The sequence below is a fragment of the Listeria booriae genome (assembly GCF_000766865.1).
In the GTDB taxonomy this organism is placed as follows: domain Bacteria; phylum Bacillota; class Bacilli; order Lactobacillales; family Listeriaceae; genus Listeria_A; species Listeria_A booriae.
The window spans coordinates 90263-117191 of the sequence record NZ_JNFA01000024.1 but is presented as its reverse complement, the minus strand read 5'-3'; the positions used below and the strand labels follow the sequence as shown (position 1 = coordinate 117191).

The following is a 26929-nucleotide window of genomic DNA, read 5'->3' as shown; positions in this document are numbered from 1 at the left end:
ACATTTTGCGTAAATATTTTCGCGTGACGGTACACTCCTTTGTTGATTGTTGTTTCGATAATTAGTACAATGGAAAAGTATATAAACTTAAAGAGAATGTAGTATTGCCTCTAATTTTGAAAGGTCGTGTTAGTTTTGAATAGACGTTATTGGTATGTACTACTTACATACTTTGTTGCTTATTTCTCCCTGTTGATTGGATCTCCTATTGTTATGGGGATTTTGCGGGCAGTTACAGATTTGCCGAGTGCGCAACTTATGTTGTATGCTTCTTCGTATTGGAGTGTTTTTAGTAATGTCATTGCGGTAATTATTGTTTGGTTACTACTTCGGAAGCAACCGCGTTCCACAAAAATTGAGCAAGGTCAGCCGGCTTCTGTTAGTGTCAGTGTCATTTATGCGGTGCTTGGCTTTGTCGCTTTATTGATTGGACAGACCATTGCGATCTCGATTATGAGTATGTTCGGTGTTGGTGGAGCTTCTCAAAACACGGAAATGCTTGGTGAAATGGCTCGCGCTGTACCAATTGTTGTTGTATTTACATCTGTTTTAGCCCCAATTTTAGAAGAAATCGTATTCCGCAAAATTATTTTTGGCGAGTTGGCATCCCGGTTGAATATTCATGTGGCGGCTGTTATTAGTTCCCTGTTTTTCGGGTTGATGCACATGGAATTGTCGTATTTGCTCGTTTATGTTGTGATTGGTTTAATGCTATGTTACATGTATACCAAGACAAAACGAATCGCTGTGCCGATTGCAGCGCATATGCTAATGAATATTATCGCGATGATTATTCAATTCACCATGGGGGGTAACGCGTAATGAAAAATCCTGCGTTAATGCAAGGACTAATTTATCTCGTGCTTGCCGTTGTTTTCGTTTATTTTGCGATTAGCCAGGTGAACTTAAACGGCTGGACAATTATGACGTATTTGATGATTGCGATGGCTACGGTGAATTTTGTGACCGGGTTGAAATTTGTTTCGCTCGGTTTAACGACGAAGAAAAAATGAGGAAAATGTGAGTTGGGTTTTAGGTCAGCTCACATTTTCCTCATTTTATTTTTGGACAATATTGTTGATAGATGACGTGTCCTCAATAACAATATTGGATTTAAATAATTCGTTGGTTTTGCTCACCAAATCAAATACCCCGTCGCCTTCAGGATAATCAGATTCCAAATCAGCCTCTGCGTGAAAGAAATCTACCATGTAATCAATACTTGGCTTCGAACTGAGTAATTTCTCAGCAAAAGAAAGAATCTCCTCTCGCTCCAACGTTGTCAACTCTCGCAGAATCCCACATTGGACAAGAATATGATTATCATTAGGATTGAAATCATCCTCAAAAATAGCTTCTCCAAAATTTTTAGGAGCTAGTGAAAAAGTATCAACAAATAAAAGATAGGCGATACTTTCGATACCAACAGAAAACCTAAACAGTTCACAATCCTTAGTTAATAATAGTCTTTGAAAATCCATATAAACACCTTCTCTGATTTTTTCTATCCTAAATTATATTGAATTTCCAATGGCTTAGGTGAAATGCGTGATGCAAAGCGCTCCAACTCATCCTTGATTTCTTTTTGGAAACAGGCAGATTCAAAATAGGACACTGTGAAAATTAAAACGCCTTTCTTCCATTCGTATTTCCAAAGCCCAATTGCACGGTTTGCCGCTACGATAATCGCTGAGCAATGGCCATTTACCGTCCATGCCGACTTGCGCTGTGCTTCTGTCATAATCCATGTTGGGTCTTTGTATGCGATAACTGCTTGATCAAACTTGCCTGTCAAAAAGACATTTTGCGCCGTATCGGGTACTTTTTCATCCCTTAATGCTACATATTCTTCACCATCAAGTGTAAAAATAACCAGCTCATTCGCGAGTGCCTTCACAGCTTCTTTTATATCCCCTGCAGTGAGCCCGCTCCAATGCCTGAAATCCTTCCAAGTCGCCGGTCCATAACCTGCTAAATAGCGGTGTATCAACGCCTTCATTGCCTCTAAATCCTTCGCTTCATTCGGCGCCCATTCCGTATAATTCCCCAAGCGCGACCGATGGCTATAGTTCCTAATCGTATCACTCGACGGCAATAAATAAAGAATTCCTCGAATCGCGGCCTGTGCAATAATCGACGACCTCACCTGCGCCGAATAATCCCCAATAATCGCCTCCAACTCCTTTCGATTCACAATCTCTTTACTCTGGGTAAGCACATCTATTTCCGCCAAAATCCGCTCTAAATCAAGCCCTTCCTTCTCACAAATTCGATGCACAATATTTCTCCGCGTTCCAAAAACGCGAAATACCATTTCCCAATCCTCTGCCAAAAAAGTATGTAATGTCAACCGGTTCGCCCAAATCTTAACGACCTGCTGCGATTCAAAAAAAGCTTCGGCGTCCTCCCAAGTCATCGATACATGCTGCACAAAATTAACGAGCGCTGGTTGATGATTTTGCGATTGCAACGCGATGGTCCGTCTCATAAATGATTTCGGCTCCGAAAAAGGTTCGCACATTCCTAGTTTTTTAAGCCTTATTTGTGTTATTTCTGCCTTTGTAAACATCGTTACGCCTCCTGAATCTGCTTAAGTAAAGCTTTCATACCTTCTATTTTCGCTATCGGCAAGTCAAAATCACGATTTCGCGCCACAAAAAACGATACTTCTTCAAATAATGCGATTTCCTCCCACATCACCTGCCAGCCATCAGCAACATCATAACCCGCAAAAAGACACGGCAAACGCTTAACAAAAACAGACGGCAACCACTTCTCGATTTTCCGACCTGAAAAAGATGTTTTAACCCCTTCGATTCGCGCACATTCCTCAAATAGTGGTAAAAAATAATTTTCCCGAATTCCCGCTTGAATACCTTGCACAAACCAAACTTCTCCACGCTTCAAAAACTTAGCCACATAATGCAACTCAAACCAAAACTCATTCACAATCCGCTCAAACTCACTTTTTGCTAGCGCCACTTTCTTATTTTCCGTCACGCATTTACTAATTTTCGCGACATAGTTATCTTTGTCCACAAGCATTTCAAATTTTTCATAATACGGAAATGGCTTTTCAAGCAACGAAACGGGCCAAAAAGAGAAATCTACCTTCTCGCCATTCTTAAAAATCACTAATTGCGTCCTAATTTCACCAGCTGGCGACATCATATCAAGCGGATTCTCAATCAGCACCTCGCCAATATCCGCGAGCCATTCCGTCCCTCTCCCAAATGCCAAATCGCCCTCAAACCAAATGTTCACATCCAAATCAGACAAATCATCCACGTCCTCATTTTTCGCGAGCGATCCTTCCAGAACCACCGCCCGAACCCGCGCCTCACTTTCTGCCCACGCAATGATACACGCTAACATCTCATTTAACAACTAAAAATTCCTCCTATCAAAAAAGCCAAGCAAATTGCTTGGCTTCAGCGTGTCGACAAACGTCCATTTTGTTGGAACTGTTCGACGTATAACGAGTTACAGTTCCAATATAAGCGTGAACAAAGTGATGGTTAATCCTTGCCTAGAAACTAGACATTTGTCGACACGCTGAGGTTTGGTGACACGAACCGATTTTTTATTTAAAATATAGTTTCTCTACAGTCCGAAGCCAAGCAAACCGCTTGGCTTCGTATTCTTATTTATTCGGATAATTCTCCAAGAAGTAAATTAATGTTTGCAACTCAGTCGTTAGATCAATATGATGCACACGAACGTGTTTTGGTACGCTAATACGTGCTGGTGTAAAGTTCAGAATGCCCTTCACGTCCGCTTCCAACAAGCGGTCCACTGTCGTTTGCGCCTCATCGGATGGTACGGTCAAGATGACCACTTCGACTTTGTTTTCTTTCAATAAATCTTGCATGTCATTTAAATGGTAAATTGGAATATTTTGTTGCACTGTTCCAACTTTGTTTGCGTCAACATCGAACGCCGCTACAATTTTGATATTATTGTTTTTCATGAAATTATAGTGTAATAGTGCAGTCCCCAAATTACCCACACCAATAATCGCTACATTTGTTTGTTTGTCTTGGCTTAATGTTTTACTAAAGAAGTCTAATATGTAGGACACATTATAGCCATAACCCTTCTTGCCAAGTGCCCCAAAATAGGAGAAATCACGGCGAATTGTTGCGGAGTCCACCTTCACAGCTTCACTTAATTCCGCGGATGATACTCTTTCCTTACCAGATTCATGTAAATACTTCAAATAACGATGGTAAAGCGGCAAACGCTTTGCTGTGGCTTGTGGAATCTTGCCTGTTTCCTCGATCATGTTTGTTTCCCTTCTTCCTCTTGAATTTAAAAATGGATTATTGTCTAATCCTTGCGCTTGAAAACATGTATCTATCACAAAAATGAATGATTACCTCACACTCGTTGTTCTTTTCACATGCTTGCTTATTCACTATAAACATTTCACATAGATTTCACAATGTTTTTGCTCACAAATAATGTTACTATTTTGTTACAATGGTTCATAAAATACATTATACCGCAAAACAAAGTACATTGCTAGTATTTTCACAATGTGGAGTTTGTGAAATAAATGATAGTAAGCGTTTCCCATCTCAGACCATTGCTTATCCCCTTGCTTTGCGATAAACTAGAAACAGAGATATTTTGAAGATGAGGGGAAAAATTACAATGATTCTTTTGCAAGTACAACAGATTGTCAAAAATTTTGGCGCTGAAACGATATTAGAAAATATAAAATTAGAAGTGCAAACAAACGACCGGATTGCGTTAGTTGGTCGAAATGGTGCAGGAAAATCGACATTGCTCAAAATCATCGCGGGGCAACTAAGCTACGATGGTGGCACTATTTCCAAACCAAAACATGTCCAAATTGGCTATTTAGCGCAAAACACAGGCCTTGCGTCAACGAAGACGATTTGGAATGAAATGCTCACTGCTTTTACCGAGTTGCAAGCGATGGAACGCGATTTGCGGGCTTTAGAGACGCGTCTTGGCGAGCCAGCAATTTACGAGAATAAAGAACAGTACGACCAAACGATGAAGGAATACGACTTATTGCAACATGCGTTTAAGGAACAAGGCGGCTACCAGTACGAGGCCGAGATTCGCTCTGTTTTGCACGGCTTGCGTTTTTATGAAGAGGATTATGGGAAACTTATTGAATCGCTCAGCGGTGGGCAGAAGACGCGTCTTGCGCTTGCGAAGCTTTTGTTGGCGCGACATGACATTCTGATTCTCGATGAGCCGACCAACCATTTGGACATCGCCACCCTTTCCTGGCTTGAAACCTACTTGCAAAACTATAAAGGCGCATTGTTAATCGTGTCTCATGACCGTTATTTCTTGGATAAAGTAGTGAACCAAGTGTATGAAATCAGCCGAACACACATCGATCGCTATGTCGGCAATTATTCGCGCTATCTCGTGCAGAAGCAAGCCAAATTAGAACAACAATGGAAAGAGTTCGATAAACAACAAGAAAAAATCGCAAAACTAGAGGATTTCGTAGCGCGCAACATTGTCCGTGCATCCACGACGAAACGGGCCCAAAGCAGACGTAAACAACTCGATAAGCTGGACCGACTTGACCGACCGCAAGGCGATGAGAAAGCAGCACATTTCGGTTTTCAATTTGATCGCGCGAGTGGTAAAGATGTTTTGTTTGTGGAGGATTTGGCGATTGGTTATGCGGTGGATAAACGCGTGTCCCAGCAGCTCACTTTCGATATGAAACGACATGAAAGCATTGCTCTTGTTGGTCCAAACGGAATTGGTAAATCAACCTTTTTGAAAACATTGATTGGTGATATTCCAGCGCTTTCTGGTGATTTCCACTTTGGAACGAATGTGCAAATTGGGTATTATGACCAAGAACAGGCGAAATTGAACTCGAATAAATCGATTTTGCATGAGTTGTGGGATGATTATCCAGAGCTGGATGAGCAGGCGATCCGGACGACACTTGGGAATTTCTTGTTTTCTGATGATGACGTTTTGAAGGTGGTTAACACACTAAGTGGTGGTGAAAAAGCCCGGGTTGCTTTAGCGAAATTGACATTGATTGGCGCTAACTTGCTAATCCTCGATGAGCCGACCAACCATCTAGACATTGAGAGCAAGGAAGTTTTAGAAGCCGCGTTGATTGATTTTGAGGGCACGATTTTGTTTGTGTCGCATGACCGTTATTTTATCAACCGCATTGCCTCAAAAATTGTCGAGATGCACCCAGATCACGCGCAAGTTTATCTTGGTGATTACGATTATTATCAGGAAAAACTGGCGGAACAGCGCGAACACGCACGTCTTGATGCGCAAAATCAACCCGTTGTCGCGGAAGAAAAACAATTAACTACGGCCAAACAAGCTTTTCACCTAGACAAGGAACAGCAAAAAATCCTCCGCCAGAAAAAGCGGAAATTAGAAGAAATCGAAGTCCAAATGGAAGAAACCGATGGAAAAATTAGCGAAATTGAGCATGAACTCCTGGATCCTGCGATTTACCAAGACCACGAGGCGGCGTATGCTCGAACGGAGCAATTAGATACGTTGAAGCAATTGAGCGAAGACTTGATGGAAGAATGGACTATTTTGAGTGAAGAACTAGAGGAATAAAAAAACACGGCGATGAAATCTACAATCAGATTTCATCGCCGTATTTATAGTGTTTAAATTATTTCGTGCCGCCTCTGTTTGCGCCACCGCCGCCGGAGCCTTTGCGTTCATTGCTGTAACGACGTCCGCCGCCACCTGAACCGCCTTTACCGCCGCCGCGATAACCGCCACCGCCGGAACCTTTACGATCGCCACCACGGTAGCCACCTTTATTGCCTCCGCGATAACCGCCACCTTTGCCTTTACCGCCGCCGCCTTTGCCTCCGCGATGAGGTAATGGACGTTCTTCGGTAATATGAACTGGTGTTTGATCTGGTTCTTTAGATAACATTTTTAGCATAGCTGCTGCAATGTCAGTTGGATCGTATTCTTCAAGTAATTTCGTTGCAACAACTTTATAATCTGCTAGGCTGCCTTCACGAACGATTTCAGCGATTTTTTCAGTTGCTACGCGTAATTGACCTTCGAAAGCTTCATCCCAAGTTGGTGGTTGAAGTGGTGTCATGCGTTTTTTCGTTGTATCTTCCACTATTTTTAGGTAACCCATTTCACGTGGTGATACGAATGTTACTGCCATACCTTCTTTACCAGCACGACCAGTACGGCCGATACGGTGAACGTAAGACTCAGGGTCTTGTGGAATATCAAAGTTATAAACGTGTGTTACGCCAGAAATATCAAGGCCACGAGCCGCTACGTCTGTTGCAACAAGCACATCGATTTTGCCTTCTTTAAACTTGCGCAAAACACTCATACGTTTCGCTTGTGTTAAGTCACCGTGAATACCTTCAGCAACATAACCACGCATATCAAGTGCACGAGACACTTCGTCAACACGACGTTTCGTACGACCGAAAACAATCGCAAGTTCAGGTGATTGTACATCTAAAAGTCTAGAAAGAACGTCAAATTTCTCTCTTTCATTCACTTTCACGAAAAATTGCTCGATTAATAGAGCTGTCATTTCTTTTGTTTTCACGCGAACCAATTCAGGGTCTTTCATGAAGCGTTCTGCAATACGTTGGATTGGTTTTGGCATTGTTGCTGAGAATAGCAACGTTTGGCGCTCATCAGGCACCGTTTTTAAGATAGATTCAATATCGTCAATGAATCCCATGTTTAGCATTTCATCTGCTTCGTCCAATACTAATGTCTCAACATTTTCTAGACGCAATGTTTTACGATTAATATGATCTAAAATACGTCCTGGCGTACCAACAACGATTTGTGGATTCTTTTTCAATGAACGGATTTGGCGGCTAATATCTGAACCACCGTATACTGCTAATACGTGCAAACGTTTGTCGTAAGCTAATTTGTAAAGCTCTTCAGAAACCTGAATTGCAAGTTCACGTGTTGGCGCGATAATAAGCGATTGTACACCGTTCTTCTTGCTATCAATTTTGTTGATAAGTGGCAAACCAAACGCTGCTGTTTTACCCGTACCTGTTTGTGCTTGGCCAATAATATCTTTACCTGCGAGACCTAGTGGAATCGTCTTTTCTTGGATTGGGGTAGCTTCCTCAAATCCCATTCTGTTTACTGATTTAACAATTTGCGGATCTAAACCGAACTCCGAAAACTTTGTCAATGTCATTTCTCCTTTAAAAATAAGTTTTTTTGGGAGAGCACTTTCTCATCTTCATCATCTTTACTCATCGTTTTAAGTCATCTGTTTAATGCAAGCTAGCTGTAGTACCTTTGAAACTAACGCCCGCATATTTCATTTTTCTGCAATAGAAAAGCTTGGATAATCCAAGCATATGATTCACGACATAATGGGAACGTGGGTTCACGCTCCTTACGCAAAAAATAAAAAAGCCCTCTAATAATAATGTAGGCTTATCGTAAAAACCTAATTAACTTCCACAAACCATCATAACACGGATTCCTTGTGTTTTCAATGATTTAAGCCAGATTGATGGAATAAATTTGGCGGTAGCGGTTTCATTGTTTGCCTCTCTCAACTAGCAAAATAGCACCACAAAATCTGATTGCTCGACTTTGTAATGCTATCCTTTATTTTATAACAATGTGTCTACTACTTCTTTTAGTCCCATTCCGTATGACCCTTTTACCATGATATACTCATCGCCAGTCACGTTTGCTAACAATGCTTCTTTTAAGGCTTCTTTTGTTTCAAAGTGCGCCACATTATCAGCGCCAAGTTGTTCTGCGGCGGCTTTTGCGAAAGCGGTCATGTGTGTTCCGTACGCGAAAACTTGGTCTACACTGCCGTTTTTGATTGTTTTGCCGGCTTCGTAATGGAACTTGTCTGCGTCTGTGCCTAGTTCTAACATATCGGCTACCACGACGAATTTCTTTTTGCCTGCGGAATCAAGGTGCATGAATGTTTTTAGTACGGCGGTTAGTGCTGTTGGGCTCGAGTTATAGGCATCGTTCAAAATTTGACTACCTTTCGCGCCAACAAGCCATTCCAAGCGACTCGCGGAACGTTCCATATTCGCCAATGCTTCTTTCACGTCTTCTGGAGTAATTCCCAGTTCACGCGCAGCAAGCATCGCGGCCATTGTGTTAAACACGTTATGTTCGCCAACAATCGGTACAAAAATCGCTACGTCAGGCGCCACGTTTGTCGTAAATGTCGTGCCTTCCATCTCCGTCTGAATCGTCACCGGCTGTATGTCGCCTGTCTCACCAAACGTCGCCGTGCGATAAGCATTACTTACAAGTGGCTTCAAAAGCGGTTCATCACTAGGATAAATTAGCAAACTTGTTTCGCGCAAACCTTGCGTCACTTCCATTTTTGCCTCAGCGATTCCTTCTCTAGAACCAAGATGTTCCAAATGCGCTTCACCGATATTCGTAATAATCGCCATATCTGGTTCCACAATTTTCGTCAAAAATTCGATTTCATGACGATGATTCATGCCCATTTCAAGTACCGCAACTTCCGTGTCCTCTGGCATACTCAAAATCGTATAAGGCAAACCAATATGGTTATTAAAATTCCCACCCGTTTTGTGCACACGATATTTCTGTGAAGCGATAGCCGCCATGATATCTTTCGTTGTCGTTTTTCCATTACTTCCTGTAATCGCAATCGTTTTCGGCGCTACTTGCTTCAAATAAGCTTTCGCCAAGCTCTGCAATGCTAGCAATGTATCTTCTACCATCAAAACAGGAACGCCCGCCGGTGGATTCGGAACATCTTTTTGCCAAAAAGCCGCTGCTGCTCCTGCTTCATGTGCCTGCCCAACAAAAGCATGTCCATCGCGCGATTCACCAATAAACGGCACAAACAAATTGCCCGTCTCAATCTGACGCGTATCAAAGCAAACACCTGTAATCACAACATCTTTCCAAGCTTCTATATCATTTAAAACCGGTATCATCTCTGCAATTTCGCCAACTGTTCTTTTCACGTACATTTCCTCCAAATTCCGAGAAAAAAGCAGCCCAGCGAGGCACTGCTTTTCTTCACTCATTTAATCTTCTAACGTATATTTCAACTTATTATTCGCCTCATGACGCTCAATCGCCAAATCAACTAATTTACTAATCAAGTCTGTATATGGCAACCCGCTTTCTTGCCAAAGCAACGGATACATGCTAAACGGTGTGAAACCAGGCATCGTATTGACTTCATTCAAGAAAATTTGATTGTCTTCCGTTACAAAAAAGTCGGCACGGACTAAACCACTTGCGTCCAAACCTGTAAAAGCTCGCGTTGCATAATCCACTAATTGCTCATAAATCGCTGGTTCCAAATTAGCTGGAATCGCCATCACCGTATCGTTATCTTGATATTTCGCCTTATAATCATAGAAAACAGCAACTTCTCCTTTTGGAATAATTTCACCCGCAACAGAACAAGCCGGTTTATCATTTCCTAATACAGCAACCTCAATTTCGCGAGCCACAACACCTTGCTCTACCACGATTCGACGATCATAACGCAACGCTTCCACCATCGCCGCAACTAAGGAATCACGATCCACTGCTTTACTAATACCAACACTTGAACCTAGGTTCGCTGGTTTTACAAAGACCGGATAAACGAGTTCTGTCTCGATTTTCGCAATCATCTCCTGTTGCGATTCTTCCCATTCAATCGCACGAACTGCCACTGCCGCGACTTGTGGAATACCTGCATCCGCAAAAACCATTTTCATCACGATTTTATCCATCGCAGCCGCAGAAGCAAGAACGCCATTTCCAACATACGGCAAGTTCAGCACTTCTAGCAAGCCCTGCACCGTGCCATCTTCACCATTAGGACCATGCAACAATGGGAAAACAACGAGTGGTTCCGCGCTCTGTTCTTCACGAATAGACGCAGGACTAATCGCTAAACCATGCGAAGCCTCACCCTCTTGATTCGCTAAACGCAATTGCTCCATTTGTTCAAATCGAAGTTGCTCCACAAAATCTACTTTTTGCGTTAAAACCGGACCTTGCACCCAGTCGCCATCGTTCGTTATGTAAATCGGTTGCACGCTAAATTTATCAAAAGCCAAAGCATTAATGACTGAAAAAGCCGTCTGTAAAGAAATCTCATGTTCCGCAGACTTCCCACCATAAAGCACCACTAATTTTGTTTTCATATTACCCCTCCGTCTATTCCCTAAATCAATTACAATCTATTTTAACATGTTTTCCACCGAAAGAAAGCGAAACATCAAAAAAGCACCTAAAAAATAGATGCTAAGCTGTAGAAAAATTATTTTTTGCGCCAAAGTCTCCGTGATTCTCTCCGTGCATTATTACGCACCGGAAGTTAATTTCAAGCCGATGACGCCGGCAATTATCAGTGTGATAAATAATAATTTCAGTGCACTTTTCTTTTCTTTAAAAAGGAACATGCCCATAAGAACCGAACCGACTGCGCCAATTCCCGTCCAGACTGCGTAGCCTGTGCCGATTGGGATTGTTTTTAAAGAAAGGGATAGCAAGAAGAAGCTGAAAATCATGAAAATAATCGTGAATATTGTGTATTTCCAAATTTTAAAGCCTTCGGAAAGTTTCATCATGACTACAAAGCCCATTTCGCAAATACCTGCGATTAATAAGAAAATCCATGCCATTATTTCTCACCTGCGCTTTCTGCCTTGTTCCCGCCATCAACGAGTTTCAAGCCGATGATACCAACGAGAAGAACTGCAAGCGAGACAATTTTCCAAAGTCCTGCTGATTCGTTTAAGAACAACATGCCGATAATCGCCGTTCCTGCCGCGCCAATCCCTGTAAATACCGCATATGCCGTGCCAATCGGGATTTTGCGCATCGCCCGTGCAAATAAATAAAAACTCACGATCAAAAAGGCAATCGTTAATAAACTCCATCCCAGTCTTGTAAACCCATGTGCTTCTTTCAAACCAAATGCCCAAACGATTTCAGACAACCCGGCAAGCACTAAATATAACCATGCCATTATTTTTTCCTCCTAAATAATCGGGCTGTCCCAAAATTGTGAAAGATACGCAATATACGTATCCGAAAGGTCATCCTTTCTAAAACTTACGTTAAATCAGAGATGCTAATGCTTCCCATGCTGTTTCCCGTCGCGTTTCAAATTCTTTTGCGTCGTAGATTTCATGTTCCAAACTAAGGCCATCCAGCAAGCAATAAAATACGTGCACCCACTTCTTTTTTCGCGTCTCGTCCATCTTTTGCAGTAATAGGCTGCCGAGCATTTCTGATGTCATCGCTTCATATGTCGTCATTTCTTCACGCATTTGCGTCGCTAAGGATTGTGGCGGAAAGAAAATCGCACGTTGGAAAAACCGCTTCATCGCAGGGTTCGCATTAAAATCCGTCACCTGATAAAAAAAGGCCCGTAGCGCTTCGTCTACTGTCGGATAAACCTGGTCTTTAATGGTGCCAAGTACCGTGAGCTCATGCTTTATCACATCACGATAAATCTCTAAAAACAAAGCTTCCTTCGAGGCAAAGTGCGCATAAATCGACGGTGTTTTAATGCCTACCGCTTTTGCAATTTCGGACAATGCCGTGCCTTCATAGCCTTGTTCGGCAAACAACGGCAATGCCGCCTCTTTCAATCGTTCTCCCGACATAGAAACCCTCCTAACTAACAATCGTTAGTTTTATCATAACAAAAAAATCGCGAATCGTAAAGGATTATGTTTTCGCGATTTTTCACGGTTCATTCTTCAATCAACAACCATTCGTTTTTCTTCATATCGTAATTCAGGTGCGCCACTACACGATCGTAGCCGATTAACTCATTGGAGCGCAACAACTCTTGCATGTCATCTTGCAAATGGTAACCAATCGGAACTTCGATTTGATTTCGTGTCTTTACCGCGTCATCAAATGAAATGCAGACACCTTCTTTAAAGTAAGTAGCGAATTTCTTCAATAAAGTCACTGGAATATCGGCAATTTTCTTCCGCTTCATGAACGGTAATGCAATTTTCTCTGTTGTCAGCTGCATCATGTTTTTCCAAATCGCATACGCTAATACGTGATAAAACTGGTCTAAATTGCGGTAATAGACCTTATTGTACCTACCATCGTTCATTGTCAAGTAGACAAAGTTATTCTGTAATTTATAGTAAAAAGGTGAACGTAAATGTCTTCCTGTATGCGCCAAATATAGCAGTTCTGCGACTTCCTGCGCCGTTAGCTGATTCACCAAATCCAAATCTTCAAAATCGACCCAACAAAAATCGCCGTATTGCGACACAGGTGCTTTCTTTAGTTCCGCCAAATCTCTCACATCTGTGTAATGAAAAGACGTATGCGCATTAAAAGACGCATCTTGAAACTGATGCTTCAACAGCAAAATATTTTGTGGTGGCGACATCACACCGTTCATAAAATCACAAAAAGTAATCCCACTTGTCACAACGTTATTAATGACACTGTCCATATGTACATAAATCGACTGCTGCTTCAACATCTCTTTTTTCATCGTCTTTTCTCACCCATCCTCTTTTACTCTCTTTGTATACATTCTTCTTATACATCATACAACACTTATCTCCAATTGTCTGTGTCAATTGATTCAAATATAAGTTACTAATACATTACACACAAAAAAACACCGATATCCCGCGATACCGATGCCTAAAAAAAGTAAAGTCTATGTAGTTAACGTACGCTTAATTTCACAAGGTTCAAGTGATTTTTCTGTAAGTTGCGCCAGATATCATGTCTGGATTTTGTCTTCTCTACAAAAATACCTTTTTTCTCTAATTGCTTCATAACTTGATTTAATACTTCTTTATTTTCTTGCAAATGGTATCACTCCAATCGCTTTTCATAGAGATACTATCCCGTTTAGTTTTTCTCTATAGGTTCACTTTAACACAAATCGCCACACAAAAACACCCTTTTTTCAAAAAAACATCATGTATTTACGAATTATTTTTATTTCAAATGAACTGAAAACGGTTTAAACCCGAATAATTATAAAAAACTCCCAGCTAAGAATAGCTAAGGAGTCGTTGCTAACTATTGTTCGTTCCAAACATCGTTCGCGATCGATACAACGTGTGCTAATTTTGCCCATTGTTCGGCTTCGGTTAGGACGTTGCCTTCTTCTGTGGAAGCGAAACCGCATTGTGGGCTTAGGCATAGTTGGGAAAGTGGTACAAATTCGGATGCTTCTTGAATGCGTGCTTTAATCGCATCTGGATCTTCTAAAACGCCATTTTTGGAAGTGATTAGGCCTAGGATAATTTTTAAATCTGGGCGTTTCACGTAGCGAAGCGGCGCGAAGTCACCAGAACGGTCATTATCGTACTCAAGGAAGAAGCCATCGATATTTAAGCCACCAAATAATGTTTCGGCTACTGGCTCGTAACCGCCAGATGCGATCCATGTGGAACGGAAATTACCGCGACAAATGTGCATCGTAATGACCATGTCGGCTGGTTTTTCGGAGATTGCTTCATTGATGAGGTCTTTATACACCGTTTGTAATTCGTCGGGATCAAACCCGCGAGAACGCACGACTTCTCTTTGCTCATCGGAACATAAGTAACTCCATGAGGTGTCGTCTAATTGCAAGTAACGGCAACCTGCTTCATAGAATGCTTGAATGGCTTTTTTATAGGCCGTGGCTAAGTCTTTTAGAAATAGCGATTTGTCCGCGATATATGGCGCGTACTCGATATCACCACGATAATGCAACATCGCTGGACTCGGAATCGTCATTTTAGCTACGACGTCATCTCCTGCAACGCTATGTAAAAAACGATAATCGGCAAGCATCGGGTGATTTTCAAAACGAATCGGTGCTACAATTTTGACAGAATGAGTCTTCGTTTGCACATTGGCAAATTGAATGCCAGTATCCGCATCATATCCTTCGACGCCCTCTAGCCCTTCCAAAAAGTCGAAATGCCACCAAGCGCGGCGGAACTCGCCATCTGTGACGGCTTTTAATCCTGCTTCTTTTTGTTTTTCCACGATATACTTAATTTCTTGATCCTCGATTGCGCGTAATTCGGTGTCGGTGATTTTGCCTGAAGCTTTGTCTAATCTTGCTTGTTTAATTGCTTCTGTTCTTAAAATACTGCCGACTTGGTCTGCTCTAAATGGTGCTTTTACCACGTACATCACTCCAATCATCTGATATATTAGTATTGTATGCCAATTCAGATATTTTTGCAATATTTAGCAATAAAAAGCTTACTCAACGAGATGGATTTGAGTAAGCTTCTTGTATTTAGTGTAATTGGCCGTCTTCGATTCTTACTACGCGGTCAACCAGGTCTAGGATGCGTTCGTCGTGTGTGACCATGATTGCAGCTTTATTGTTGCGTTTGACTTCTTGGGCAATCATTTGGACGACGCTGTAGCCACGTTCTGCGTCTAAGCTGGCCGTTGGTTCGTCGGCTAATATGACATCTGGATTATTCATCATCGCCCGTGCAATGGCGACACGTTGTTTTTCACCGCCGGATAATTTCTCGGGGTATTGGTTGGCTCGGTGGCTTAAGCCTAGTTCCTCGAGTAATTGCGTGGCTCGTTGTTTTACTTCGCTGTTGCGATGTCCTGCTAGTTCTGCGATGACGAGCAGTTGGTCTTTGACGTTTAAATATGGAATCAAATTGGCGCCTTGGAAGATGAAGCCGACTTTTTCGAGGCGTACTCGTGTTAATTCCTTGGTTGATAGGCTACTCAATGCTTGGCCGCCGATTGTGATTTCGCCAGATGTTGGTGTTAATAGGGCACCCGCGATGGATAAAAACGTGCTTTTACCAGCGCCTGATGGTCCAACAATAGCCACGAATTCGCCTTGCTTTACTTCGAGTGATACATTTTTTAAAACTTCTACGACTTGTTCGCCGTCTTGGTAGTTTTTTGAGATGTTCTGCATGATTAATGTCATTAGATTGCCCTCCCGATTGCTTCTAGTGCGTCTACTTTGGCGACGCGGTATAGTGATAATAAGGAGCCGATAACGGCAACCGCTAGGAACAATGCGGAACAACCGATGGCTAGTAGCGGGCTGAGTGAAAATGGCATACTAGCTGGCAGCATCGCAGCTAATCCGAACGTCAATGCATTTCCGATGATTAAACTGACGATGGATAGGAAAACGACTTGGCTAACGATGCTGCGTCCGAGATAAGCGGTTCGTGCTCCGACTGCTTTTAAAACGCCAAATTGGTTGATTTTTTGAATGGTAATGACGTAGAAAAAGGCAGCTAAGACAAATGCGGCGATAACGAATAGGAAAGCGATCATCATCAGTAATGAGCCTTGTTCTTCGGAATAACCTGGTATTCCTTGCAAAACGTCTTTGCTAGAGGCTAATTCTAGATTGCCCAGTTTCAAATCGTCTGCCGTTTTTTCAGAAACATTCATGGCAACTGCTGTATAGTCTCCTTTTGCGCTCTGATTCGTTTGGTGAATTTGTTGCCAGCCATCCCAATTAACGAAAAGCACAGGCGAGTGGCTAAATGTGTTGCTCGTTGTGAAACCTGTAATTGTAAAAATGTGCCCTGTTGCGCTGTCTTTTAATGTGTCGTTTAGTTTATAACCTGATTCTTGTAGCGAATCATCAACCAGTACTTCATTTTTGGCTTTTGGCATCGTGCCTTCTTTGATTGCCGGTTTCATAAAGCTGGTCGTATCAATGCCAAAATAGGTAATGTCAGTCTTCTTATTTTCGTTTGGCGGTGTGATGGTGCCCATTTGTACGCCCAGGTTTGTCGCTTCTTTTTTCGTGACTTGTGACGTTATCTCGTTCGTTTCGGCTTCGGTCAAATTCGAGCGAGTGAGGCGATTATCTGAGTCTTTTTGTAACACATAGTAGGTCGCTTTATTCGATGAAATCGCGGCGCCATTATCGTTCGCAAGTCCGCTCGCAAGCCCAGATACAAACAAAACAAGCCAGACGATCAACACCATAATTAGGCTGATTAAAAAATACCTTAGTTTGGCGTGTCGTAATTCTCTTAACGCTAAAAACATTCCGTTCAACTCCTCTTAAGTTCATATGCTTAGTTTAGAGGAGTTTTGTAAACGGAATGTGAATCAGATTTTACAAATTTAGTTTTTGGGCAGTTTTACGGTAAATGTCGTGCCTTCGCCGATTTTGCTTGTTGCCGTTATGGTACCGCCGTGTAGATCGATGATTTTTTTACAAATGGAAAGTCCTAAACCGCTGGAACCGGCTTCGCGCGAACGGCTTTCGTTGACTTTGTAAAAACGGTTGAAAATGTTCGGCAAGGCTTCAATCGCAATTCCGATTCCTGTGTCGGTCACTTCTATCGCTACTTCGCGCGTATTTTCATAAAGTCGAATCTTGATAATTCCCGATTCTGGCGTGAATTTGATGGCATTGGTCAAAAGATTGGACCAGACTTGATACATTAACTCGGCGTCTCCGCGATACGTCACGTCTTCAAGCGACGTTTCAATCGTGAGTGACTTGTCGCGCCAGCTCCATTCGGTCATCTGCAAAAGTTGCTGCCATTGCGCTTTTATATCAAACGTTTCTTGCTTGCGTAGTTCAGCTTCTTGGTCAAGGCTTGCCAGCGTGAGCAATTGCTTGGTCAGCGTCGATAATCGCGTCGTTTCTTCGGTCATAATGGCCAAATATTTCGTTTGTTCCTCGGCTGTCAATGTTTGCGAGCTTAGCAATGTCGCAAAACCTTGCATCGAAGTCAGCGGAGATTGTAGTTCATGCGAGACGTTGGCGACAAATTCTTGACGCGCCGTTTCAGATTTCTCCAGTTCCCCCGCCATTTTCGTGAAGGAGTCCGCTAGCTGTCCAATTTCGTCTTTTCGTTTCACTTCCAGCGCCACATCGTAGTTTCCTTTACGAATTTTTTTCGTGGCATTCGTAAGTTTCACAATCGGCCGGACAATATAACGTCCGCTAATTAAGACTAAAATAATACTAATAAGGGATGTAAAAACTAAAATCATCGCGAAAAAGATTCGCAGTTCGCCAAATTGTTGTTCAGGGTCTTGCCGTAAAAAGAGTGCCATTGTTTTGCCATCAGTTTTAATCGGTACACCAATCGTATTCTGAATATCATTATCAAAAAAGCCCGTGATAAACAAGCCCGTGTCAAAATTATCGATGCCATGATACGTCTGCCCGTCAAGCACTTGCTGCACCGTTTTTGCTGGTAAGTCCTTTTTACGAAATTCACCACCGAAATAATGCGATTCCGTTTTGCCATCCGTCACAAACAGCTCGTAGCCAAGGTTGCCGACGTTCGTCAAATAGCTATCCAGCGCCACCTCATCGTTCGCCTCATAAAACTGCTGAATCTCGCCCGCCATCTTCGTCACTTTCTCATCATTAAACGGCTTTAAGTTCACCTGATAATAAATATTCGCAATCGCAAACCCAAGCAAACTGCTGAAAACAATGACAACTAGCATCGTAACAACTATACGCGTATACAATGTTTTCATAGGCTTTCCTCCAATTTGTAACCAATCCCCCGAATCGAAACAATCCGAATACCGTCCACTTTCTCATCAAAATGGTCTCGCAAGCGCTTAATATGTACATCAACCGTCCGATCGCTTCCGTCGTAATCGCGTTTCCAGATGCGCTCGATTAGCTCTTCCCTAGTGAACGTTCGATTTGGATAACTCGCTAATTGATATAAAAGCTCGAATTCTTTAATCGGAATCATCAACTCGCGATTTCCAGCGGTGATTGTATAACTTTTCTGGTCGATAGTAATATGGCCAATCTTGATTTTTACTTCGCTTGCCTGATTGTAACGCCGCAATAATGCCCGAACGCGAAAAATCAGTTCTTGCGGTTCGAATGGTTTCGTGACATAATCGTCTGTCCCCGCTTCGAAACCTTGCGCTTTATCTAGCAGTGCATCTTTGGCTGTTAACATGATAACTGGAATTTCTGGATAATCAGCGCGCATCCTTTGGCATAATTCCAAACCATCCATTTCCGGCATCATCAGATCGACAATGGCTAAATGCACTTGGTCTTCATTCAATAGCGTTTCAGCATGGACACCGTTTTCTGCTTCTAGAACATGAAATCCTTCCACGCGCAGATGGTGGCCGACGAGCTGGCGAATATGAGGATCGTCATCTACTACTAAAATCCGTTTCATTTGTTTTACACCTTCTTATCGTTGCGATTTATAACTGGTTTTATCATAGCAGTAATTGGACTAATAGAAAAGCATGATAACATCAAAAAGAAAAATGTTATCATGCCTTTATTTTATTTAAAAGACTTGTTTGCCAGTATTGTATAAGAAAAGTACTCCTTCACTTGACTAGGTATAGCTTCATTGTCTGCATAGGAATACGATGAGCTAACAGATTTACTATCTGACTCGTATACAAAACTATACTTAAGTTCACAATTTTTCGGTGAATCCAGTCTGCTTTTATTTTTATTTGTCAACTTCACTCCATTTAAAAATTGTTGCTTTTCTGTCACGATTTTTTTCCAGTTAGCATAATCTTTTTTAGTTGTAATGGATTTGGGAAACCATTCGTAGGCAAAGACTTTTGAGTTATACATTATTTTTTCAACAACTATAACCTCGTCTTCTGGAATTTTTGAAGCTGCGATTGTTTCGTCTATCCGATTTTCTGCCTGCGTTGTGCGGAAATGAATGTAGCCGATATAAGCGAGAATTGGTAGCACAATTAGGAGAGATATGACTAACAAAATAATTTTCCACTTTTTCATAATGTTCACTCCTTTAGTTGTCATAAATAGCGTTATGTTCATTTTATCACAAAACGTGTGGTGATGAAATAGCAAAAAACCACCCGCCGCAGCAAGTGGTTCTGTTGTTTATAAAACTTTCTCCAAAAAACTAATCGTCCGTTCGTGTTTCGGTGCATCAAAAACTTGCTCTGGTGTACCTTCTTCAACGATGTAACCGCCGTCCATGAAGATGACGCGATCGCCGACTTCTTTGGCAAATCCCATTTCATGTGTGACGACCATCATTGTCATGCCTTCTTTGGCAAGGTCTTTCATAACGCCTAACACTTCGCCGACCATTTCTGGATCGAGTGCGGATGTTGGTTCGTCAAACAGCATAATATCTGGATTCATCGCCAGGGCACGGGCGATTGCTACGCGCTGTTTTTGACCACCGGATAGCTGGCTTGGGAACGCATTTGCTTTATCGGATAGGCCGACGCGGGCTAAGAGTTCCATCCCAACTTTTTCTGCTTCGGCTTTTGATTTTTTACTTAGTTCGGTTGGTGCTAATGTGATGTTTTTTAGTACGGACATGTGCGGAAACAAGTTGAAATGTTGGAATACCATGCCGATGTTTTCGCGGACTTTGTTGATGTCTGTTTTTTTGTCGGTGATGTTGAAATCGTCTACGATGACTTCGCCGGCTGTGATTTCTTCTAAGTGATTCATGCAGCGCAAGAAGGTACTTTTTCCGGAGCCGGATGGGCCGATGACGCAGACCACTTCGCCTTCTGCTACTTCTAGATTGATGCCTTTTAACACTTCATTGGTACCAAAGCTTTTCTTTAAATCGGTGACTTTGAGTTTAGTCATTGTTTACCCTCCGTTCCATCACGTTTGATAGTTTTGTTAGCGCGGTAATCACGATGAGGTACATAATCGCGACAATGAGCCAAACGGTGGATGACTCGAATGTACGCGCGATAATGATTTTACCGGATTGTGTTAGTTCGACAAGACCGATAACACTCATAATCGATGTATCTTTCAACGTAATGACAAACTGATTGATGAACGATGGAATCATAACGCGAACGGCTTGCGGTAAAATGATTTTGCTCATTGTTTTGCCGTACGGTAGACCGAGTGAGCGCCCTGCTTCCATTTGCCCTTTATCAACGGCTTGAATTCCGCCACGGATAATTTCGGTAATGTAAGCCCCTGCGTTCAGACTCAGCGTGATAACAGCGGCAACGGTTGCGTCCATCTTGAAGCCCATTGCCTCTGGAATCCCAAAGTAAATAAAGAATGCCAAAACAATCAACGGAATCCCACGGAAAATATCGACGTATACTGTCGCGATACCGCGTAAGAACTTGTTGCGGCTAACTTTTAGGAAACCAAATACAAGTCCTAAAATTGCTGCAAAAACAAGAGAAATTAGCGTTAATTTAATCGTGTACCACAGGCCTAACAATAAGGCTGGCATACTTTCTACAAGAATATCCCAAAATGATTTCTGAGCTTCATTGCTGCCGATGTATGTATCGACAATTTTTTTATATTCGCCGCTTGCTTTAATGTTCGCAAGTCCTGCGTTGAATTTCGTTAGTAATTCTTGATTTTGCCCTTTGTTTACTGCAAAACCGTATGAGTTTCCTTTTTCTTTATCTGTTACGATGTCAAGACCGTTGCCTTGTTTCACACCGTAAGCAAGCACTGGATAATCATCGAAACATGCTGCTGAGTTTCCTGTGCGGACGTCTGCGTACATGCTCGCTGAATCGTCGAACGGTACTAATGTGTAACCGTATTTGTCTTTGTTAGCTTCTGCGAATGCGTAGCCTTCTGTGCCTGTTTTAACGGCTACTTTTTTGCCTTTTAAGTCTTTGTATGAGGAAATTGCGTCGTCGCCTTTTTTGATGGCCATTACAACGCCGGATTCAAAATACGGATCTGAGAAGTCGAACTTTTGTTTACGCTCGTCGGTGATGCTCATTCCTGCAATGACACCATCGACTTGATTGCTTGAAAGCGCCTGAACTGCGGCATTAAAACCGAGTGGCTTTACTTTGTATTTAAAATCTTGATCTTTGGCAATAGCTTTTAAAATATCCATATCGATACCGACAAGCTCGCCGTCTTTATTTTGGAATTCAAATGGTGCGAATGTTTCGTCTGTTCCGATCTCATATACTTTTTCGTCAGCCGCATGGGCAACTGGTACAAAGCTTCCTGCGACCATCGCGAATACTGCAATAAATGATAGAAGTAGTAGTCCTAATTTTGTCTTTTTCATTATTTCCTCCCCCATATGTGCTTATGTATATTAATTCCAGTTTATTGTCTCAAGTTGTAACACATTCTCGATTTTATCATAACGTAACCTTATTGAAAATACCCAAATCAGATAAGAGATTCCTGAAAACGTAAAAAAGCCCCGAAATAAAGCGTTACTTCAAGGCTTTTAATACCAAATTTTTATTTTATGCTTCGGCGATAACTTCGATTTCGATGTCTGCATCGTTCGGTAATTTCGCTACTTGGAATGCGCTACGAGCTGGGTAGTCACCTTCGAAGAAAGATGCGTAAATTTCATTCACTGCGACAAAATTGTTCAAGTCTTTGAATAAGACGGTTGTTTTTACGATTTTATCTAGGCTTGAGCCGCCAGCTTCTAGAACTGCTTGGATGTTCGCAAAGGCTTGTTTTGTTTGTGCTTCCACGCCTGTCGCCATAACGCCCGTTGCAGGATCAATGCCTAGCTGCCCAGATGCATAAATAAACCCGTTCACTTTTACTGCTTGTGAGTATGGACCAAGTGCTTTTGGTGCTTGATCGGTATGAATAATTTCTTTTGTCATAAAAAATCCTCCTAAATATGATGTCGTATCTTTGTATTGTATGCGAATTCAGATAGTTTTGCAATTTTTATCTTGTTGGTATGCGCGCTTTTATCGTGTCTAGCCAGTTGACAATGGCTTGGTGCATTTCTGCCATCAGTTGGTGTACATTGGCTGTAAAAAGCTGTACGAGTAAAATCATGCCTTCGATCGTTATAAAAGCAACGACAACAAACACAAGGATGCTGATCCAATAAACGTCTACGCGCGATTTTTCGTAATGTCCGATAATAAAATACATCATCGCAAATGGCAAAAATAAGAGCGCTACAATGCATAATAATACAGAAACAAGTGTTGAAATCCACCATGTAGCAAGGAGTGAAAGTAACATTAGAACGAGTGGGAACGTCATCATCCCGCCGATTCCAGCTGCGCATTTTAGAAAGCTAACCTCTCTAATTCCCATCACATAGCGAACCGCTAGCCATACTACGGTCACATTGAGCAACATCATGACTAAAATATAAAGTAACACCTGCCCCGATGATACAAAAATCGACATAATCACTCGTTGAAAAATAGGATAGTTTTGCAGTGAGTTAATAATTAAGTCGCGCATATTCCAAGCGTATTGTAATGTTAGGCACAGTACAAATAATACAATATGTAGTAAGCCGAACGCGCCGTGTCTTTTTTCTGCTTGCATGCTCGTTCTTACTGGTCGAACAATGGTCATGCCTACAAATATACCATAATCCCGAAGTGTCCTGATTATCCCCACTTCCCTTCTTTATTAATATGGTATAATTATAGCTTGTTTCGATTTAATTGCCACTTTTAAACTTACTTATTTAGGAGGATTTTATGTTACTTTTACTTGCTAGTGCTTATTATATAATGATAAATGTGATTGGATTTGCAACGATGGGAATTGATAAAGCGAAGGCGCAGAAACATCAATGGCGTATTCCAGAAGCAACGTTATTATTATGTGCTTTTTTGGGTGGCGGAATTGGTTCGTGGATTGGGATGTATTTTTTTCACCACAAAACACATAAATGGAAGTTCAAAATTCTCGTACCGCTAGCCATTGTCCTGCATGTCGGTGTCATTTTCTACTTATATACGTATTTTCAGTAGTTTTTCACAAGCAGAGGATTTGTCTTTCAACGCATTCATCCTTTAAAATGGAGGCATTCGAGAGGGGTTTTTATGATGAGTTTCAATCTTATTTCTGTAGAAGAACTGGAAAGTCGTGCGGCGGAAAATATTATCGATGTACGCGATACGGCTGATTTTAACGAGGTACACATTGAAGGCGTGCGCAATATCCCATTAATCGGTTTACCAAATTTCGTAGAAGAGCTAGACCCAAACACGATTTACAGCATCATTTGTTATTCCGGCAATCGCTCCACACAAGCCTGCGAATACTTAAGCGCCCGCGGTTTTCAATGCGAAAATGTGATTGGCGGTATGAATGCTTGGTTAAGTAAATAATTAAAAAAATCGTATGCAGCGAAATCTCGCGACATACGATTTTTTCATGTTATGCTTTTTTGAAAAGACGGCTCACAATTTTGCCAAGTTCCATTAAAATAACGGCTGCCAAGGCTAATCCTGCTGCAATTCCCCATTCGCTAAGACCGAATGTTTCTGGGATGGAGAAGATTTCGCGTGCACCTGGAAGTACTGTTATACCATATAAAACAAAGCATACAAGCACGGCATAAATGACATATTTATTACTGAAAAATCCTGCTTCAAAAGCGGTCTGTTTATTCGAGCGTGCCGCAAAAGTTTGTAAAGTCCGCGCTAGAATCAATGTTGTAAATGCCATCGCTACGCTAATTTCTGGCGAGTGTTGCAACCCGATGTATTGCGAAATAATAACCGCCACACCAATCAACAAACCACGCGTAATAACGGCTTGCATCGTACCGCCTGCAAAAATGCCTTCCTTAATATCCCGAGGCTTGCGTTCCATCACATCTGGTTCTGCTTTTTCCATTCCGAGTGCAATCGCTGGCAAGGAATCGTTGACCAAGTTGATAAATAGCAATTGTAGCGCTGTAAATGGATTGATCCAGTCAAAAACTAGAGCGAAAAGAATCGCAATAATCGCGCCTAAATTTCCTGCAAACAAGTACGCAATCGCTTTTTTAATATTATCAAAAACAGTACGGCCAACTTCTACCGCGCTCACAATAGAGACAAAATTATCATCCGTCAAGACCATCGCCGAAGCATCTTTGGCAACATCCGTCCCACTTCCCATTGCCACACCAATATCCGCTTGTTTCAAGGCCGGCGCATCATTGACACCATCACCCGTCATCGATGTTACTTTACCTTTTTTCTGCCAAGCTTTCACGATCCGAATTTTATTTTCCGGAGACACACGTGCGTAGACGGAAATATGTTCTAGTTTTTCATCCAATTCTTGTTCTGACAATGCGTCTAGCTCTTGCCCTGTTAACGCAATATCGTCTTCTGCCATCAAACCAATATCCCGTCCAATCGCTTGCGCTGTTGTTTTATGGTCACCCGTAATCATTACCGTCCGAATGCCAGCTTTCTTCGATTCCTCAATCGACGCATAAACCGCTTCACGTGGCGGATCAATCATTGCCGTCAAACCAACCAACACCAAATCATGCTCATCGTCTAAATCAATATCCGCCTGCGAACTATCCAAACGCTTATACGCATAAGCCAATACCCGCAACGCCTGATTCGAGAACCGCTCGTTGGCCTCCATCAAACTCGCCTTCAATTCCTCCGTCAGCGGCTGCTCTTTCCCATCTAAAAACACTTGACTACAACGCGCGAAGACAACATCAGGCCCACCTTTTGTCAACATTGCTTTTTGCGTATCAAACGTATGCACCGTCGACATCAACTTCCGTTCCGAGTCAAAAGGAATCTCCGCCTCACGCATGTAGCGTTCTCTAATCTCATTATAATCCTTGTTGTTCTTATTACTAAACGCAATCAGCGCAACCTCCGTCGGGTCCCCCAATTCCAAACCTTCTTCGTTAATATTCGAGTCATTACAAAGCACCGCGATATGAATCAAACGACGCTCTCCCTCCGACCACGTATCCGGCGTATCTGGAAAAACTTCTTGCGTACCATCTGGCAAATAATAATCCACAACCGTCATCTTATTTTGCGTCAGCGTCCCAGTCTTATCCGTACAAATAACACTCGTCGAGCCCAGCGTCTCAACCGCAGGAAGCTTCCGAATAATCGCGTGCCGCTTCGCCATCTTGTTCGTCCCAACCGAAAGCACAATCGTCACAATCGAAGACAACGCCTCCGGAATCGCCGCAACAGCTACCGCTACCGCAAACATAAACGCATTCAAAATCGCCTTCGTCATGTCCCCGCTGCCGCCACCAAGCCAAACCCGTCCAGCCTCAATCGCAAAAATCAAAATACATAACAGCAAAATCCCGATTCCGAGTTTTTTACTAAAGCTCTCCAATTTTTGCTGCAATGGCGTTTGTTTCGCTTCTGCGCTTTCCAACAAGCCCGCGATTTTTCCGATTTCCGTATCGCCGCCCGTTCCCGTCACAACAAAAGCACCGCGTCCGTACACAACTAGCGCCCCGCTGAATACCATGTTTTTACGATCACCTAAAGCCGCTTCCTCGCCAATCATCGCCACATGTTTCTCGACCGCTTCCGATTCCCCCGTCAGCATGCCTTCATCGACTTTCAGCGAACCGCTCTCAATAATACGACCATCCGCCGGAATAAAGTCCCCAGCATCCAGCAAAACAATGTCGCCCTTCACAAGTTCCCGAGCCGGCAACGTCAACTTCTCGCCATTTCGAATCACCTTGGCTTCCGGCGCCGACATTTCCTTCAGCGCATCAAGCGACCCTTCCGCCTTCCGTGTCTGCACCACACTAATCACCGAGTTCAAAATCAACACAGCAAAGATAATAAGCGACTCCACAACTTCACCAAGCAAAATTTGCACGACTGCTGCCGCCAATAAAACAATAACCATCGGATCCTTAAACGTTTCTAAAAACAGTTTCCAAAGCGGGTCCTTCAATTTATCCTTCAATTCATTATAACCATCCCGCTCTAACCGCAGCTTGACCTCCGCTGTCGATAACCCCGTTTTCGCAGAAGTTTCTAATTCTTCTAATACTTCTTCGGCTTCCTTCTGATACATGTGCATACTCCAACCACCTTTTTATACAGTATATCTTACATTATACCCAAAACATCACGCTTTTAATATAGAAAAAGTATGGAACCTTTTCCTAGCACCGCACACCTATTTCCAACTTATCCATTATTGTTCAAATTTTAACTTGAAAAATATAACAGAATAAGATACAATTCATTATGTAACATAAAATAC

28 protein-coding genes are annotated in these 26929 nt (G+C 42.2%); 5 read left to right on the top strand and 23 right to left on the bottom strand.

The annotated features are described in order from the left end of the window. Positions 1 to 135 precede the first annotated feature (135 nt). A complete protein-coding gene (locus EP57_RS10225; RefSeq protein WP_036086760.1) occupies positions 136 to 822 on the top strand; it encodes a CPBP family intramembrane glutamic endopeptidase in 687 nt (228 codons plus the stop codon). Beyond that, positions 822 to 1013 (top strand): YdiK family protein, encoded by a 192-nt coding sequence (locus EP57_RS10220; protein WP_036086433.1) that lies wholly within the window; start codon positions 822 to 824, stop codon positions 1011 to 1013. Before EP57_RS10225 ends, EP57_RS10220 begins: the two co-directional genes overlap by 1 nt. Positions 1014 to 1058: 45 nt before the next feature. On the opposite strand, the gene EP57_RS10215 is transcribed toward EP57_RS10220, so the two are convergent. The 4 genes from EP57_RS10215 to EP57_RS10200 all read right to left on the bottom strand — a co-directional run bounded on the left by EP57_RS10215 (position 1059) and on the right by EP57_RS10200 (position 4285). Beyond that, positions 1059 to 1481: a hypothetical protein gene (locus EP57_RS10215; protein WP_036086430.1), complete on the bottom strand. Its 423-nt coding sequence runs from the start codon at positions 1479 to 1481 to the stop codon at positions 1059 to 1061. 23 nt (positions 1482 to 1504) lie between these two features. Continuing rightward, positions 1505 to 2569, bottom strand: coding sequence for a DNA glycosylase AlkZ-like family protein (locus tag EP57_RS10210; protein WP_036086428.1), 1065 nt, complete (start codon positions 2567 to 2569; stop codon positions 1505 to 1507). 2 nt (positions 2570 to 2571) lie between these two features. Further along, positions 2572 to 3387, bottom strand: a complete 816-nt coding sequence (locus EP57_RS10205) for an aminoglycoside 6-adenylyltransferase (RefSeq protein ID WP_036086425.1) — start codon at positions 3385 to 3387, stop codon at positions 2572 to 2574. A gap of 256 nt (positions 3388 to 3643) precedes the next feature. Next, on the bottom strand, positions 3644 to 4285 hold the full coding sequence (locus EP57_RS10200; RefSeq protein WP_036086422.1) for a redox-sensing transcriptional repressor Rex: 642 nt from the start codon (positions 4283 to 4285) through the stop codon (positions 3644 to 3646). 371 nt (positions 4286 to 4656) lie between these two features. On the opposite strand from EP57_RS10200, the gene EP57_RS10195 reads away from it, so the two are divergent. Next, positions 4657 to 6600 (top strand): ABC-F family ATP-binding cassette domain-containing protein, encoded by a 1944-nt coding sequence (locus tag EP57_RS10195; RefSeq protein WP_036086420.1) that lies wholly within the window; start codon positions 4657 to 4659, stop codon positions 6598 to 6600. A gap of 58 nt (positions 6601 to 6658) precedes the next feature. On the opposite strand, the gene cshA is transcribed toward EP57_RS10195, so the two are convergent. The 18 genes from cshA to EP57_RS10110 all read right to left on the bottom strand — a co-directional run bounded on the left by cshA (position 6659) and on the right by EP57_RS10110 (position 23281). Then, entirely contained in the window at positions 6659 to 8191 is a 1533-nt protein-coding gene (cshA, locus tag EP57_RS10190; protein ID WP_036086419.1) for a degradosome RNA helicase CshA, read from the bottom strand. Positions 8192 to 8624: 433 nt separating this feature from the next. After that, a complete protein-coding gene (locus EP57_RS10185) occupies positions 8625 to 9986 on the bottom strand; it encodes a UDP-N-acetylmuramoyl-tripeptide--D-alanyl-D-alanine ligase (protein ID WP_077916834.1) in 1362 nt (453 codons plus the stop codon). Between the two features lie 63 nt (positions 9987 to 10049). Then, the gene (locus EP57_RS10180) at positions 10050 to 11168 is read right to left on the bottom strand and encodes a D-alanine--D-alanine ligase (RefSeq protein ID WP_036086417.1); all 1119 of its coding nucleotides are present in this window, start codon (positions 11166 to 11168) and stop codon (positions 10050 to 10052) included. Positions 11169 to 11327: 159 nt separating this feature from the next. Further along, positions 11328 to 11648 (bottom strand): DMT family transporter, encoded by a 321-nt coding sequence (locus tag EP57_RS10175; protein ID WP_036086416.1) that lies wholly within the window; start codon positions 11646 to 11648, stop codon positions 11328 to 11330. Further along, the gene (locus EP57_RS10170; protein WP_036086414.1) at positions 11648 to 11995 is read right to left on the bottom strand and encodes a DMT family transporter; all 348 of its coding nucleotides are present in this window, start codon (positions 11993 to 11995) and stop codon (positions 11648 to 11650) included. The genes EP57_RS10175 and EP57_RS10170 overlap by 1 nt, the downstream gene beginning before the upstream one ends. A 91-nt stretch (positions 11996 to 12086) precedes the next feature. Then, positions 12087 to 12638 (bottom strand): TetR/AcrR family transcriptional regulator, encoded by a 552-nt coding sequence (locus EP57_RS10165; protein ID WP_036086412.1) that lies wholly within the window; start codon positions 12636 to 12638, stop codon positions 12087 to 12089. Positions 12639 to 12727: 89 nt separating this feature from the next. Further along, positions 12728 to 13498: a hypothetical protein gene (locus EP57_RS10160; RefSeq protein ID WP_036086409.1), complete on the bottom strand. Its 771-nt coding sequence runs from the start codon at positions 13496 to 13498 to the stop codon at positions 12728 to 12730. 179 nt (positions 13499 to 13677) lie between these two features. Next, positions 13678 to 13824: an Lmo0850 family protein gene (locus EP57_RS17280; protein ID WP_173400786.1), complete on the bottom strand. Its 147-nt coding sequence runs from the start codon at positions 13822 to 13824 to the stop codon at positions 13678 to 13680. A gap of 216 nt (positions 13825 to 14040) precedes the next feature. Next, on the bottom strand, positions 14041 to 15144 hold the full coding sequence (locus tag EP57_RS10155; RefSeq protein ID WP_376699059.1) for a 5-methyltetrahydropteroyltriglutamate--homocysteine S-methyltransferase: 1104 nt from the start codon (positions 15142 to 15144) through the stop codon (positions 14041 to 14043). Between the two features lie 115 nt (positions 15145 to 15259). Beyond that, positions 15260 to 15925, bottom strand: coding sequence for an ABC transporter ATP-binding protein (locus EP57_RS10150; protein ID WP_036086406.1), 666 nt, complete (start codon positions 15923 to 15925; stop codon positions 15260 to 15262). Beyond that, on the bottom strand, positions 15925 to 17013 hold the full coding sequence (locus EP57_RS10145; RefSeq protein ID WP_036086405.1) for an ABC transporter permease: 1089 nt from the start codon (positions 17011 to 17013) through the stop codon (positions 15925 to 15927). The genes EP57_RS10150 and EP57_RS10145 overlap by 1 nt, the downstream gene beginning before the upstream one ends. Before the next feature lie 78 nt (positions 17014 to 17091). Continuing rightward, on the bottom strand, positions 17092 to 18471 hold the full coding sequence (locus EP57_RS10140) for a sensor histidine kinase (protein WP_036086403.1): 1380 nt from the start codon (positions 18469 to 18471) through the stop codon (positions 17092 to 17094). Next, positions 18468 to 19145 (bottom strand): response regulator transcription factor, encoded by a 678-nt coding sequence (locus EP57_RS10135; RefSeq protein ID WP_036086402.1) that lies wholly within the window; start codon positions 19143 to 19145, stop codon positions 18468 to 18470. The genes EP57_RS10140 and EP57_RS10135 overlap by 4 nt, the downstream gene beginning before the upstream one ends. 113 nt (positions 19146 to 19258) lie before the next feature. Continuing rightward, a complete protein-coding gene (locus EP57_RS10130; protein ID WP_036086400.1) occupies positions 19259 to 19735 on the bottom strand; it encodes a DUF3139 domain-containing protein in 477 nt (158 codons plus the stop codon). Positions 19736 to 19843: 108 nt separating this feature from the next. After that, complete coding sequence (locus EP57_RS10125; RefSeq protein ID WP_036086399.1) at positions 19844 to 20572, bottom strand: amino acid ABC transporter ATP-binding protein; 729 nt, start codon at positions 20570 to 20572, stop codon at positions 19844 to 19846. After that, positions 20565 to 21998 (bottom strand): amino acid ABC transporter substrate-binding protein/permease, encoded by a 1434-nt coding sequence (locus EP57_RS10120; RefSeq protein ID WP_036086396.1) that lies wholly within the window; start codon positions 21996 to 21998, stop codon positions 20565 to 20567. The genes EP57_RS10125 and EP57_RS10120 overlap by 8 nt, the downstream gene beginning before the upstream one ends. 187 nt (positions 21999 to 22185) lie before the next feature. Further along, positions 22186 to 22563 carry a RidA family protein gene (locus EP57_RS10115; protein ID WP_036086394.1) on the bottom strand — a complete coding sequence of 126 codons (378 nt, stop codon included), beginning with the start codon at positions 22561 to 22563 and terminating at the stop codon, positions 22186 to 22188. 67 nt (positions 22564 to 22630) lie between these two features. Next, a complete protein-coding gene (locus EP57_RS10110; protein ID WP_143812838.1) occupies positions 22631 to 23281 on the bottom strand; it encodes a hypothetical protein in 651 nt (216 codons plus the stop codon). 128 nt (positions 23282 to 23409) lie between these two features. Between EP57_RS10110 and EP57_RS10105 the strand changes: the two genes are divergently transcribed. Then, complete coding sequence (locus EP57_RS10105) at positions 23410 to 23685, top strand: DUF1294 domain-containing protein (RefSeq protein ID WP_036086389.1); 276 nt, start codon at positions 23410 to 23412, stop codon at positions 23683 to 23685. 72 nt (positions 23686 to 23757) lie between these two features. Then, positions 23758 to 24045, top strand: a complete 288-nt coding sequence (locus EP57_RS10100) for a rhodanese-like domain-containing protein (RefSeq protein WP_077916833.1) — start codon at positions 23758 to 23760, stop codon at positions 24043 to 24045. A 49-nt stretch (positions 24046 to 24094) separates the two neighbouring features. On the opposite strand, the gene EP57_RS10095 is transcribed toward EP57_RS10100, so the two are convergent. Beyond that, entirely contained in the window at positions 24095 to 26743 is a 2649-nt protein-coding gene (locus EP57_RS10095; RefSeq protein ID WP_036086385.1) for a cation-translocating P-type ATPase, read from the bottom strand. Between the last annotated feature and the right edge of the window lie 186 nt (positions 26744 to 26929).